At 64.5% G+C, this 13586-nt stretch carries 9 protein-coding genes; 5 read left to right on the forward strand and 4 right to left on the reverse strand.

The features are described from left to right. The first annotated feature begins 33 nt into the window (after positions 1-33). Positions 34-945 (forward strand): heme o synthase, encoded by a 912-nt coding sequence (gene cyoE / locus ACEWQZ_RS11860; protein ID WP_476483302.1) that lies wholly within the window; start codon positions 34-36, stop codon positions 943-945. Next, on the forward strand, positions 945-3848 hold the full coding sequence (gene gcvP, locus ACEWQZ_RS11865; protein ID WP_476483303.1) for an aminomethyl-transferring glycine dehydrogenase: 2904 nt from the start codon (positions 945-947) through the stop codon (positions 3846-3848). Before cyoE ends, gcvP begins: the two co-directional genes overlap by 1 nt. Before the next feature lie 525 nt (positions 3849-4373). Here the strand turns inward: gcvP and gyrA are convergent. Next, a complete protein-coding gene (gyrA, locus tag ACEWQZ_RS11870) occupies positions 4374-6956 on the reverse strand; it encodes a DNA gyrase subunit A (RefSeq protein ID WP_476483304.1) in 2583 nt (860 codons plus the stop codon). Between the two features lie 274 nt (positions 6957-7230). On the opposite strand from gyrA, the gene ACEWQZ_RS11875 reads away from it, so the two are divergent. Continuing rightward, on the forward strand, positions 7231-7833 hold the full coding sequence (locus ACEWQZ_RS11875) for a peptidylprolyl isomerase (RefSeq protein ID WP_476483305.1): 603 nt from the start codon (positions 7231-7233) through the stop codon (positions 7831-7833). Then, the gene (locus tag ACEWQZ_RS11880; RefSeq protein WP_476483306.1) at positions 7814-8701 is read left to right on the forward strand and encodes a UDP-2,3-diacylglucosamine diphosphatase; all 888 of its coding nucleotides are present in this window, start codon (positions 7814-7816) and stop codon (positions 8699-8701) included. Before ACEWQZ_RS11875 ends, ACEWQZ_RS11880 begins: the two co-directional genes overlap by 20 nt. Here ACEWQZ_RS11880 and ACEWQZ_RS11885 read toward each other — a convergent pair whose 3' ends face one another. The 3 genes from ACEWQZ_RS11885 to ACEWQZ_RS11895 form a co-directional block, all read right to left on the reverse strand. Beyond that, complete coding sequence (locus ACEWQZ_RS11885; RefSeq protein WP_476483307.1) at positions 8702-10336, reverse strand: methyl-accepting chemotaxis protein; 1635 nt, start codon at positions 10334-10336, stop codon at positions 8702-8704. It lies immediately after the preceding gene. Positions 10337-10465: 129 nt separating this feature from the next. Beyond that, on the reverse strand, positions 10466-11437 hold the full coding sequence (locus tag ACEWQZ_RS11890) for an NAD(P)/FAD-dependent oxidoreductase (RefSeq protein ID WP_476483308.1): 972 nt from the start codon (positions 11435-11437) through the stop codon (positions 10466-10468). Further along, positions 11434-11955, reverse strand: coding sequence for a lipocalin family protein (locus ACEWQZ_RS11895; RefSeq protein ID WP_476483309.1), 522 nt, complete (start codon positions 11953-11955; stop codon positions 11434-11436). The genes ACEWQZ_RS11890 and ACEWQZ_RS11895 overlap by 4 nt, the downstream gene beginning before the upstream one ends. A 151-nt stretch (positions 11956-12106) precedes the next feature. Between ACEWQZ_RS11895 and ACEWQZ_RS11900 the strand changes: the two genes are divergently transcribed. Next, positions 12107-13555, forward strand: a complete 1449-nt coding sequence (locus ACEWQZ_RS11900; protein ID WP_476483310.1) for a B-box zinc finger protein — start codon at positions 12107-12109, stop codon at positions 13553-13555. Positions 13556-13586: the final 31 nt, after the last annotated feature.

Genomic DNA, 13586 nt, shown 5'->3' on the forward strand with positions numbered 1-13586 from the left:
ACCGGCGCAGCGATTCACCCCCAACGAGCGCAAATGACGGCAGCCACGGCAACAATACGGCAGCGAACGCGTTTCTTTCTCGGCCTGTGCAAACTCAGGGTCGTGTCACTGATCGTGTTTACCGCGGTTGTCGGCATGGCGCTGTCGGTGCCGGGCATGATCCCGCTCGACGCGCTGATCTGGGGCACGCTGGGCATCGGCATGGCAGCAGCCTCGGCGGCCGCCATCAACCATCTGCTCGACGAGCGCGCCGATCGCATCATGGCGCGCACGCGCAACCGACCACTGCCCAGCAAACAGCTCAACCGCCGCCAGGCACTCATCTTTGCCCTGATTCTGGCCGCTGTTTCGATGCTGATTCTCGTCTTTCTGGTCAACCCGCTGACCGCGGTACTGACCTTCATCAGCCTGATCGGCTATGCCGTGATCTACACCGCCTGGCTCAAGCGCGCCACATCGCAGAACATCGTCATCGGCGGTGCCGCCGGCGCCGCACCACCGGTGCTGGGCTGGGCCGCGGTCACCGGCGAAATTCATGCCCATGCCCTGATTCTTTTCCTGATTGTTTTTGTCTGGACCCCGCCGCATTTCTGGGCTCTGGCCATCCACCGCCGCGAGGACTACGCCGCCGCCGACGTGCCCATGATGCCGGTCACGCACGGCGTCAGATTCACCCGCTGGCAGATTCTGTTCTACACCATCATCCTCGTGCTGATCACACTGCTGCCCTGGCTGACGGGCATGAGCGGGCTGGCCTATCTGGTCGGCACCATGATCCTCAACGTCGGCTTTCTCGGCTACGCCATCGCCATCATGCGCTCCAGCAACGAACAGCTGGCCATGCACATGTTCAATTATTCAGTGGTCTACCTCATGGCTCTGTTCGCGTTTCTCCTGATCGACCACTACGTGTTCACGACCTCTACGCAAGGACTGCTTCTGTAATGACCGACAATCGGAATACTTCTACGCCTCTCCACCATCTGGAATCGCATGACGATTTCATTTCGCGGCACATCGGCCCTTCCGCCGATGAGGTCCGCGAAATGCTCGATGTCGTCGGCTGCGATTCGCTGGAGGCGCTGGCCCTGGAGACCATGCCTGGCAGCATTCGCGCCGACCGGCCGCTGGACCTCCCCGCCGGCGAAAACGAAGAACGTGTTCTTGAAACCATCCGCCAGTTGGCTTCACGCAACAGCGTTGCCCACTCGATGATCGGGCTGGGTTATCACCCCACGCTGACGCCCCCGGTAATTTTGCGCAACGTGCTCGAGAACCCGGGGTGGTATACCGCGTACACGCCCTATCAGGCCGAAATCTCGCAAGGCCGCCTGGAAGGCATGCTCAACTTCCAGCAGATGGTCATGGATCTGACCGGCATGGAAATGGCCAACGCCTCGCTGCTCGATGAAGGCACGGCTGCGGCCGAAGCCATGGCCATGCTCAAGCGCGTCAACCGCAAGAACAAGAGCGACGTCTTTCTGGTGGATGCCAACTGCCTGCCCCAGACCATCGAGGTGGTCAGCAACCGTGGTCGTCATCTGGGTATCGACGTACAGGTGCACGAGAATCTGCACTCGGCCCTGCCCGACATCGACTGTTTCGGCGTTCTCGTTCAGTACCCGGGCAGTAACGGCGCCGTCGAGCCGCTCGACAATGTGGTCTCGCAGGCACACGAGCGCGACGTTCAGGTGGCGGTCGCCGCCGACCTGATGGCGCTGCTGCTGCTCGAGTCTCCCGGCCAGGCCGGTGCCGACGTGGTGGTCGGCAGCGCCCAGCGCTTTGGCGTGCCCATGGGATACGGCGGGCCGCACGCCGGCTTTTTCGCCACCCGCGAAGCCTACCGTCGCAATGTGCCCGGCCGCATCATCGGCGTATCAAAGGACCGCCACGGCAATCCGGCGCTGCGCATGGCCCTGCAAACACGCGAACAGCATATCCGGCGCGAAAAGGCAATGAGCAATATCTGCACCGCCCAGGCGCTGCTGGCAGTGATGGCCGGCTTTTACGCCGTCTGGCACGGCCCGGAAGGCCTGAAGAAGATCGCGCAGCGCATTCACCGCCAGACCGGCATTCTTGCCCGCGGCATCGTCGATGCCGGTTACACGCTCGAAAACGAACACTACTTCGACACCCTGACGGTGCGCGTCGACGAACCGCGGCGCCAGGAGCTGCTGCATCGCGCCCAGCAGGCAGGCATCAACCTGCGCGCCGATCGCGAGGGCGTCATCGGCATCAGCCTCAACGAACAGACCCGACGGCAGCACCTGTCGAGCCTTCTCGGCTTTTTCCGCGGCGAAGACGCCGCAGACATCACCGCGCTCGACGAAGCGCTCGACGCGGACTTCCAGGCCATTCCCGAAAGCCTGCGCCGGCGCACGCCCTATCTCGAGCACGAAGTGTTCAGCCGCTATCGCTCCGAAACCGAGATGCTGCGCTATCTCAAGCGCCTGGAAAACCGCGATTTGAGCCTGACCCACGCCATGATTCCGCTGGGCTCGTGCACCATGAAGCTCAACGCCACCGCCGAGATGATGCCGATTACCTGGCCGGAGTTCTCCGAGCTGCATCCCTTCTGCCCGCCAGAGCAGGCGCGCGGCTATCACCAGCTTATCGACGAGCTCGAAGGCATGCTCTGCGAGATCACCGGTTTCAAGGCATTTTCACTGCAGCCCAATGCCGGCTCGCAGGGTGAATACGCCGGCCTGCTGGCGATCAAGGGCTGGCACGAAGACCAGGGCAACCATGAGCGCGATATCTGCCTGATTCCGTCTTCGGCGCACGGCACCAACCCGGCCAGCGCGCAGATGACGGGGATGGAAATTGTCGTCGTCAAATGCGACCGACAGGGCAATATCGACCTCGACGACCTGGGTGCGAAGATCGACGAGCATCGCGAACGCCTCGCCGCCCTGATGATCACCTACCCGTCCACGCACGGCGTGTTCGAGGAGTCGGTGGTCGACATCTGCGAGCAGATACACGAAGCCGGCGGCCTGGTTTATCTCGACGGCGCCAACCTCAACGCCCTGGTGGGCTGGTCGCGCATTGCCGACTACGCCGACGTCTGCCACCTGAACCTTCACAAGACTTTCTGCATTCCGCACGGTGGCGGCGGACCGGGCATCGGACCGATCGGTGTTCGCGAGCACCTCATCCCCTTTCTGCCCGGCCACGGCAGCGGTCTGCTGGGACCTGAATTCGGCAGCAATCCGCCGGTGGCGGCCGCCCCCTGGGGCAGCGCCGGCATCCTGCCCATTCCCTGGGTCTACATTCGCCTGATGGGCGGTGACGGTCTGCGTCTGGCAACCGAGGCGGCCATTCTCAGCGCCAACTACATCGCCAAACGTCTGGAAGGACACTACGACATCCTCTATACGGGCCGGAACGGACGCATCGCGCACGAGTGCATCATCGACCTGCGCCCCTTCAAGGAGTCGGCCGACATCACCGAGGAAGACGTCGCCAAGCGCATGATGGACTACGGCTTTCACGCGCCGACCATGTCATGGCCCGTACCCGGCACCCTGATGATCGAGCCGACCGAAAGTGAGTCAAAGGCCGAGCTGGACCGCTTCATTCAGGCAATGATCAGCATCCGGCAGGAGATCGACCGCGTAGCCAGCGGCGAGTGGGACCGCGAGGCCAACCCGCTCAAGAATGCACCGCACACCGTCGAGGAACTGGGCGCCGACGAATGGGCGCACGGCTATAGCCGACAGGACGCCGGCTGGCCGGTCCGGGAGCTGCGCATGGGCAAATACTTCACGCCCGTGGGGCGCGTGGACAACGTCTACGGCGACCGCAATCTGGTCTGCTCCTGCCCGCCGATGGAAGACTGGATGTAGGCTGGTCGCCCGGAGCGATTCGAGGCCAGCTCGCGACGACGAATGCCTGGCTCGGGAGGGCTCACTGACGGTCTCGCCACGGCGCAGAACCGAAGTGAACATCCCCGAGCCGGGCAAACAGCGGCTCCGGGCATGGCCACCTGAAACCCGACTCAGAGCGTCTGCCCTGGCTCGGGAAGATTCACCGAATGCCCCGCCACCGCGCCGAACTGACGTGAGTATGTCCGAGCTGGGGAATGAAACAGCGGCTCCGGGCATGGCCGCCTGAAACCCGACTCAGAGCGTTTGCCCTGGCTCGGGAAGGTTCACTGAAGACCTCGCCACCGCGTCGAACTGAAGTGAGTGCCCCGAGCCGGGGGAGGAAACTGCGACTCCGGGATGGCATCCCGAAACCCGACTCAGAGCGTTTGCCCTGGCTCGGGAAGGTTCACTGAAGGCCTCGCCACCGCGTCGAACTGAAGTGAACCTTCCCGAGCCAGGGCAAGAGCGGTTCAGCCCAACGCCACCCCGCTGTTGCCGACTGAATCAGTCGTCTTCGTCCTGAGCCGCTTCGCCCGCTTCATCTTCCTCTTCGGACGCGGCGACCCGCGCCATGCCGATCAGCTGCTCTTCGTCGTCCAGCCGAATCAGGGTCACGCCCTGGGTGTTGCGGCTCATGCTCGAGATTTCCGCAGCTGAAATCCGCACCAGAGTGCCGGCATTGGAAGTCAGCATGACGTCATCATCGTCGGACACCGCCAGCGCGGCAACCAGCGACCCGTTGCGATCCTCGGTCTGAATGCCGATCACCCCCTGGCCGCCGCGCCTGTGCACCGGGAACTCTTCCAGCGGTGTGCGCTTGCCGTAGCCGTTGGCGGTGGCCAGCAGCACGTCGTCGCGCTCCTCATCGGCAACCAGCATCGAGACGACCTCCTCTTCCTGAGCATTCTGCAGACGAATGCCGATCACGCCGCGGGTCTGCCGGCCCATCGGGCGGGCGTCGGTTTCATCAAAGCGTACCGCCTTGCCGGAGGAGGAGAAAAGAAGGATGTCGCGGTCGCCGTCGGTCAGCGCCACATCCACCAGCTCATCGCCCTCTTCCAGCAGCACCGCCCAGATGCCGTTGGAGCGGATATTGGCGAAATCCGACAGCGGCGTCTTCTTGACGCGGCCGCTGCGAGTTGCAAAGAACACGAACCAGTCGTCAGGAAACTCGCGCGTGGGCAACACCGCATTGATACGCTCGCCGTCTTCGAGCGGCAGCAGATTGACCATCGGCCGGCCGCGGCTGTTGTGACCGGCCTGCGGCAGCTGATAAACCCTGGTCTTGTAGACCTTGCCCGCCGAGGTGAATACCAGCAGCGTGTCATGGGTGTTGGTTACCCAGAATCTCTCGACAAAATCCTCGTCCTTGGTCCGGGCCGCCGACCGGCCGCGCCCGCCGCGCCGCTGGGAGCGATAGCGATCCAGCGGCTGATACTTGGCGTAACCGGCATGCGAGAGCGTCACCACCACATCTTCGGGCGTGATCAGATCTTCCATGGTCAGATCCAGGTGGTCACGCAGAATTTCCGAGCGACGAACATCGTTAAACTGATCGCGAACCGCAATCAACTCATCCTCGATCACCTGCATGAGCGCATCCGGCTCGGAGAGAATCCGCATCAGTTCGCGGATGGTGTCCAGAATCTCCTCGTATTCCTCCGAAAGCTTGTCCTGTTCCAGTCCGGTGAGCTTTTGCAGACGCAAATCCAGAATCGCCTGCGCCTGCTGCGGCGAGAGCTGATAGCCACCCTCGCTCAACCCGTATTCAGGCAACAGGCCCTCCGGTCGCGACAGCTCGGCTCCTGCCCGGCCCAGCAGGGCCTCGACCAGACCAGCCTCCCAGCGCTGGCGCTGCAGTGCCTCGCGGGCGTCGGCCGGCGTATTGGAATTCTTGATCAGGGCGATGACTTCATCGAGGTTGGCGATGGCAATCGTCAGGCCCTCGAGAATGTGCGCGCGCTCGCGTGATTTTCTCAGCTCGTAGAGGCTGCGCCGGGTCACCACCTCACGCCGGTGCGCCAGGAAAGCCGACAGCATCTGCTGAATATCGAGCAGCTTTGGCTGGCCGTCGACCAGGGCCACCATGTTGATGCCGAACACCGTCTGCAGCTGGGTCAGCTGGAACAGATTATTGAGCACCACCTCGGCCACTTCACCACGCTTGAGCTCGATGACCATGCGCATGCCGTCCTTGTCGGACTCATCACGCAGCCCGGAGATCCCCTCCAGTCGCTTTTCCTTGACCAGCTCGGCGATCTTCTCCAGCAGCCGGGCCTTGTTGACCATATACGGCAGCTCGTTGACCACGATACGAACCCTGCCGGTATCGTCATCGGTCTCGATCTCGGTGTTTGCGCGCAAGTGGATGCGCCCGCGACCGGTGCGATAAGCCTCTTCAATGCCGGCCGCGCCGTTGATGATGGCCGCCGTGGGAAAATCCGGCCCCGGCAGGTGTTCCATGATCTCGTCGACGTCGATATCGGGGTTCCTGATCATCGCCAGCAGTGCACTGACCACCTCGCCTAGGTTGTGCGGCGGAATGTTGGTGGCCATGCCCACCGCAATGCCCGAGCTGCCGTTGATCAGCAGATTCGGTACTCGCGTCGGCAGGACGGTCGGCTCGTTTTCCGACTCGTCGTAGTTGGGAATGAAATTGACCGTTTCCTTGCCGATGTCGGCCAGCAGCTGGTGCGCAATTCGCGACATGCGCACTTCCGTGTAGCGCATCGCCGCCGGCGAGTCGCCGTCAATGGAGCCGAAGTTGCCCTGGCCATCGACCAGCATGTAGCGCATGGAAAAGGGCTGGGCCATCCGCACGATGGTGTCGTACACGGCGCTATCGCCGTGCGGGTGATATTTACCGATGACGTCACCGACCACGCGGGCCGATTTCTTGTAGGGCTTGTTGAAGTCGTTACCCAGCTCGTGCATCGCAAAGAGCACGCGCCGATGCACCGGCTTGAGGCCGTCGCGCACATCCGGTAGCGCCCGACCCACGATCACGCTCATGGCGTAATCAAGGTAGGACTGGCGCATTTCATCTTCCAGATTTACCTGGAGCACTTCACGTGCCATTTCCGCCATCTGCGGTTACCCCGTCAATGCTTTAGGTTTGTTTTTCAAATGACTGAAACTACTGACTTTCAGAGCCGCGACAATCGCCCGGCAAGCGGCGGGCAAACTGTGCGCAACAAGCATCAAATCTTACCACAGCGGGGCCTGTCAGCGCGCTGGTTCGAGCCGTAACCCGCTGAGTCCATGGAGCGCCTGATCGCCCCCGGCGCTTTCGGCCGCTGACATTTCCATCTTGAACTCGTATCATTGGGCGCTTGTGCAACCCACGGATTGAACCTTCGCCATGCGAACCCTGTTTGCCCTGCTGATTTTTCTTGCGCTGCCGCTGGCAGCGCAGGATGCCGAACAACCCGGCGACGACCCGACCCCGAATACAACGGAGAACCCCAGCGTGATTGTGCACACCAACCTCGGCGACATCACCGTCGAACTGTTTGAAGACAAAGCCCCCCTGTCAACGGCCAACTTTCTGCAGTATGCCCGGGACGGACACTACGATGGCACCATCTTCCATCGCGTGATCGACAACTTCATGGTTCAGGGCGGCGGCTTCGACGCTGATTTCAGGCAGAAGCCCACGCGCGCGTCAATCGAAAACGAAGCCGATAACGGGCTGCAGAACACCCGCGGCACGCTGGCGATGGCGCGCACCAATGATCCGCACTCGGCGACCAGTCAGTTCTTCATCAACGTGGCCGACAACCACTTCCTCGACCACCGCAACAAGAGCTCGGGACAGACCTGGGGTTATGCGGTGTTCGGCCGGGTCACGGACGGCATGGACGTCGTCGACCGGATTCGCGCCCTTGAAACCGGCAGCCATGGCATGCACCAGGACGTGCCGGTTGAAACGGTTGTTATTGAAAGTGTCGAAATCACCGAGTGACAGCGAAACCACCTGGCTGATCGCTGACCTGCACCTGCAGCAGGAACGCCCGGAAACAACGCGGCTGTTCCTGGACTTTCTCGACGGCCCGGCCCGCGCGGCCGGGCAGCTGTTCATCCTTGGCGATCTGTTCGAGGTCTGGATCGGCGATGATGCGCCCGGGAAACTCGGCCGCGAGGTGGCCGCCGGGCTGCTGAAACTGAGCCGGGCCGGCATTCCGATTTATTTCATCTGCGGCAATCGCGACTTCCTGGTCGGCGACCGCTTCTGTCGCCAGGCCGGCATGACGCGCCTGGAAGAGCCCCAGCTGCTCCGCCACCGCGGCAGGGATGTTCTGCTGCTCCACGGTGACACGCTGTGCACCGACGACGTGTCCTACCAGCGCTTTCGCCGCAAGTCCCGCACCCCGGAATGGCAGCAACGCATGCTCTCCAAACCGATCTGGTTGCGGCGGCTGATGGCGCGCCTGGCCCGCTGGGCCAGCCGTCGCCATACCGGCAGCACGGAGGCCGGCATCATGGACGTCAACCACGACGCCGTCGTCGCCGCCTTTCGCAAACACGGCGTGCGCCGCATGATCCACGGCCATACCCACCGCTGCGCCATCCACGATCTGACCCTCGATGACGGCGAACAGGGCGCGGGCGAGCGCCCGGGTGAATCCGCCGTCCCTCAGAGCGGCCATGACAGCGCCACACGCAGCAGCGAGCAGCGCCACTGTCAACGGATCGTGCTCGGAGACTGGCACGCCACCGGCACCGCAGTCTGCCTGGGCGCAGGGCTGCAGATGATGACCATCGCCAGAAATGAACGCGGCGTGGTCGAGCTGTATCCGCGTGAGGCCGCCACCGAGCTCGGCGGGGCTTAATCACAGCGGTGCCAACCGCGCCCCGGACCGGGCTTGCCGGGCCCGGCCGCCAACCACGCCTCCGCCCGCTGTTGGTGCCGCTTGCGCCGACGCGACCACGGCCCGCTCGCGAAGGCGAAAGAAAGAGATCAGCTGCTGCAGCTGCTCGGCCTGGGCACTCATCTGTTCAGAGGTTGCGGCCAGCTGTTCGGAAGAAGACGCCGATTGCCGGGTAACACCATTGAGCTGCGCCATCGCGCCGCCGATCTCGCCGGCGCCCGCGGCCTGCTGCGACGACGCCGCCGAGATTGCCTCGATCAGCTCCGCGGTTTTCTGTATCGAGGGCACCATGGCTTCAAGCTGCTCGCCAGCCCGCCGGGCCAGGTCGACGCTGCCGCGTGCGGTTTCGCCCACCTCCTGCGCCGCCTGGTGACTGCGCTCGGCAAGCTTGCGCACCTCGGCAGCAACCACCGCAAACCCCTTGCCCTGCTCTCCGGCGCGGGCGGCTTCTATGGCGGCATTGAGCGCCAGCAGATTGGTCTGGTGCGCAATCTCGTCAATGACAGAAATCCGGTCGGCGATGGCCTGCATTGCCGCCACCGTCTCGCCGACCGCCTTGCCGCCCTGCAGGGCCTGGTCGGCGGCCCGTGCGGAAATATCGCGCGTGACCCGGGCGCTTTCGTTGTTGTGCGCGATCGATGCCGACATCTGCTCGATCGAGGCGGTGGTCTGCTCCGCGCTTGCGGCCTGCTCGCTCGCACCTTCGTTCATGCTCTGCGCCGTGGCCGATACCTCTTCAGCAGCCGAAGCCAGACTTTCACTTGCCGAGCCGACCTCCGCAACCACCCCCGATAGCTTGTCGACCATCTGCCTGACGTGGGCCAGCAGGCTGGTACTGTCACCGCGGCGCACGTCCACCGTCACGCCGAGATCGCCGGAGGCAACACGTCGGGCCACCTCGACTGCATGGGCCGGCTCACCGCCAAGCTGGCGCATGATGCTGCGGCGCAGAATGACGCCGCTGACCAGCATCAGCAGCACAATCAGGCCAAAGAAGACGATCGATTCATTGCGAATCTTCGTCGCCTGCTCGATGCTGACGTCAAATCGGGCTCCGGCCTGCCGCTCGGCGTCTTCGGTCAACACATCGATGGCCTTCCGGGCCGCGTCAAAGGCCGGCACGAACCGACGCTGGTAGAGGCCGCGCGCCGCGGCAAGGTCACCGCTCCTGAAAGCAGCTGCGAGGCGTTGGGCCGAACTCATGAGCTGTTCGTACTGGCTCGCGAAGAGCGCAAACTGTGCGTGATCGGTGTCGCCGGTGGCTTCCCGGTAAATGCCGCGAAAGCGACCGAAGCGCTCACCCAGCTGAGTGATGTTCTCGTCGACAAAGTCGAGCTGCCGGCGCATGCCCGCCGCCGTCATCGACGATTCGTCCAGCAGTTCGGCAAGCGCCAGCCGGGCCTGGTAGGCATCGCGATCGGCCTGCAGCAGCGTGGTGATGCTCACCAGCCAGTCCGAGTAGACGGTTTCGGTACTGTCACGCACCTGCCCGAGATGCATGATGCTGAGGCCGGCGTTGGCGACATATATCACCACCACCAGGCCGAATGCCAGCGCAATGCGGGTCGATACCGCAAGTTGATCGAATCGGTGCACAGCTGCTCCTGCCGTATCCGTGGGGCCGGGGCGGTCCACGGATGAACCGCGCCGGAAGTGTGGCCGCAAGGTCTGTCGCGGCCCGGCTTCTTTAGCGGCTCCAATCAAGGCGGCTTGAGGCGGACGACTTCAGTACTTGCCCAGATGACGCGCCGCGGCCACGCCGCTGATCCACGCGCCTTCGACACGCTCGCCGGCGCACCAGTCACCGGCCACCACCAGGCTGGTAGCGTCGTCGCGCAGGATCGTGCCACCCGGCGCCTGGCGAGCGCGCGCATGGCGCCAGAGATGTGCGCTGCAAAGCCGCGGCTGACGACCAAGCGCCGGCACCAGCTGTGCCGCCGCCGAATGCAGCGCCGCAGCCACGCCCGAGGCCGTCTGTCCCTGATGGGCAAGCGACCAGTCCGGCGCAGCGTGGGCAATCCAGGCCTCCCCGCGACCACCATCGATGGCCGCCGGCCGCCGGGCCAGCCAGGTCAGCGGTCCGCGATTGACAAAGGCGGCGTCGAAATCACAGTCAACCGGTTGCTCGAAGCCCAGCATCAGGGCCCAGCACGGCAGCATGTCAACGCTACGCAGCGTTGCACTCAGGGGGTGCTCCGCTCCGAGCAGGTCGGCACACTGCGGCGCCGGGGCCGTCAATAACAGCGATCGGGCCCGCAGGGTCTCGCCCTGGCTCGAGCGCACTTCCCAGCCATCACGGTCAAAAGTCAGCGTCTGCGCACGCCACTGCCAGCGACAATCCAGCCCTCGGGCAAGCTGGTGAGGCACGGCATTCATGCCGCCAACGCCCACCCAGCGCCGGCGTGGCGTTTCGGACGCGCCGGCAGGCTGTTGTCCAAAAACCGTCAGCCGCGGCTGCCATGCCTCAAGCAGGCCCGAATGCGCCCAGGCCTGCACCTGGCGTTCGAAGGCTTCGCTGCGCACGGTCAGGTACTGGGCGCCGTGATCGAAGACAAAACCCTGCTCGCGACGGGTGGCGCAGCGCCCGCCGGCTCCCCGGGATTCCTCCACCACCACCACGGAACGCCCGCGGGCCGCCAGGCGCGCCGCTGCCACCAGGCCGCTCCAGCCGGCGCCGACGACGAGCACTTCGATCATTGCAAGGGCTCACCGTGGCGGGTTCGCTCCAGCTGGTCGATATCGAAACCCTGCCGGCTCGCCTGCTCCACCAGGTGCTCGAACACCGCTGCGGACAATTCTGGTTCCCGCGCGAGGATCCACAGATAGGCACGATTGTCGCTGCCTACCAGGGCATGGCGATAGTCTTCGTCGAGCGCGATGACGCGATACTCACCCCAGACGAAAGGAAGCCAGGCAAGCCAGCGCGGCGCAAACCGCACCTCGAGCGCCGCTTGGCGCCCGTCCGAGCGGTCAGGGCGTGCTCTGCCCTGGGCCTCGATCCACTGCCCGTCTTCGCTGCGGCAGCGATTGGTCACCGCCACCTCGCCACCCGACGTCAGCTGATAGTGCGCGCTGACATCGCGGACACAGCGGGACTGGAACCGATTGGGCAGGCGCGCAATTTCATACCACAGGCCCTGGTAGCGCTCGAGGTCGAGTGACTCGACCAGCTCGAGGCGCTCTTCGGCGCGGCCGGTGATGCTCATCAGGATCATTGTCAGGCAGATCGTACAGCGCATGCCTGAATTGTACCGCCTTGATGTCATTGGTCCATCGACCCGCGCTTTCCCTTGCGCCCACTTGCTGGTAGGCTTGCGGCAAACCCGATTCGCAAACTCAAAGGGGGTGATAGTGGAGTGACACTCTATGAAGCACCCAACAGGTCTGTCGTGCCGGTTTCATCCGCAACATGAAGTTCGCTGGTACTGCAGCGCCTGCCAACTGCCGCTGTGCAGCGACTGCAGACCCTACGCGGATCAACTGCCCCATGATGTTCACTGCCCGCTGTGCGAGCGGATCATGCAGGGGCGCCTTCAGCAAGACGAGCAGCCCTCCTTTGTTGTTGCGCTGAGCCAGGCGCTGGCGCTGCCGTCGCTGCTGCTGGCAATGGGTGCTGCCGCCGTCGCTGCGCTGAGCTCCGGCACACTTGTCGGGCTGCTGTTGAGCCTGCCTGCGGCAGCAGCGGTATTCCACGGCATGCTCGTCCTGGCCCGGCGGGCCGGTGAGGGTCGGCTCGAACGCCCGAGCCTGGCGGACGTTTTCCACCTCGAAGCGATTGAATCCGGAAGCCGGCTGCTGCCGGCGGGGCTGCCCTGCGCACTGCTGTTGTGCCTGGCAGTTCTCACGCCCTACCCGCCACTGGCCGTGTTCGCCTGGCTGGGCATGGCGGCGTTTCTGCCGGCCGCGGTGCTGGCTGCAGTGGTCAGCGACACGCCGGCCGCAGCGCTCAAGCCGGCGCGGCTGTGGCCCATGCTCGAACGCGTGGCCGCACCCTGTGCTTTGTTGGCGCTGGCCAGCGCCGGGGCAGCGCTCGTTCTGGTTGTGCTGGCCGGACTGCTCGACGGCAGTGGCGCCAGAGTGCTGGACGGCTTGGCGGCCTTTGCAGGCGCGCTGCTGGCCCTGGCGCTGGGCAGCCGGACGGGCATGCTCGCCCGCACGCACCGCCGGGTGCTCGATTATGCTGCTGGCGTTGCCCCCATCGACCGGCCGCGCCGACCCGAACCCGAGACCCATGAGCCGGCGCTGATGATCGCCGATGCGCGCATTCTGCTTCTGGAAAAGCGCACCCGGGATGCACGACAGGCGCTGGGAGCGGCGCTGACCCGCTATCCCGACGAACCCGAGCTCAACGACATGTTCGATCAGCTCGTGGCCAAAACTGCCGGGCCGGCCGAGTTTCTCAACCACCTCGAGCGCCGCATGCGGCGTCTGGTGCGCACCCGGCAGACAGCGGCGGCAACCGACCTGTGGCAGCGCAACCACCACCGCCTCAACCAGTGGATGCCGCGGGCCAGCGAAACACGCTATCGCCTGGCGCTGGAACTGGACGAACGCGGCGAGCACCAGACGGCCTTCCGGCTGCTGATCAGCCTGCCGCCCGACGATCAGAAGTTCCGCCACATCGTCGATGCCTGGATGCAGGCCGCAAGGATTCTGGAAGACAGCCTCGACCAGCCCGGCCGGGCGCAGGAGCTGCGGCGAATCGTCCAGCAGCGCTTCCCTGAAGGCGCTCGTCAGTGGCGCCAGCGCTGGCAGCAGCCCAACCGGGCCAAGGCCACCAGTACAGCGCCGGCGGCAACCGCCGCGCGCGCATGAGCCGGCCAGTGCCAGCTGACGGTCATTCCAC

Source organism: Wenzhouxiangella sp. YN1, from assembly GCF_056324145.1.

Coding starts and splice junctions, on each gene's coding strand:
- cyoE (WP_476483302.1), top strand. CDS start 34: ATGACGGCAGCCACGGCAACAATACGGCAGCGAACGCGTTTCTTTCTC.
- ACEWQZ_RS11895 (WP_476483309.1), bottom strand. CDS start 11,955: ATGATCCTGATGAGCATCACCGGCCGCGCCGAAGAGCGCCTCGAGCTG.
- ACEWQZ_RS11875 (WP_476483305.1), top strand. CDS start 7,231: ATGCGAACCCTGTTTGCCCTGCTGATTTTTCTTGCGCTGCCGCTGGCA.
- gcvP (WP_476483303.1), top strand. CDS start 945: ATGACCGACAATCGGAATACTTCTACGCCTCTCCACCATCTGGAATCG.
- ACEWQZ_RS11900 (WP_476483310.1), top strand. CDS start 12,107: ATGAAGCACCCAACAGGTCTGTCGTGCCGGTTTCATCCGCAACATGAA.
- ACEWQZ_RS11890 (WP_476483308.1), bottom strand. CDS start 11,437: ATGATCGAAGTGCTCGTCGTCGGCGCCGGCTGGAGCGGCCTGGTGGCA.
- gyrA (WP_476483304.1), bottom strand. CDS start 6,956: ATGGCGGAAATGGCACGTGAAGTGCTCCAGGTAAATCTGGAAGATGAA.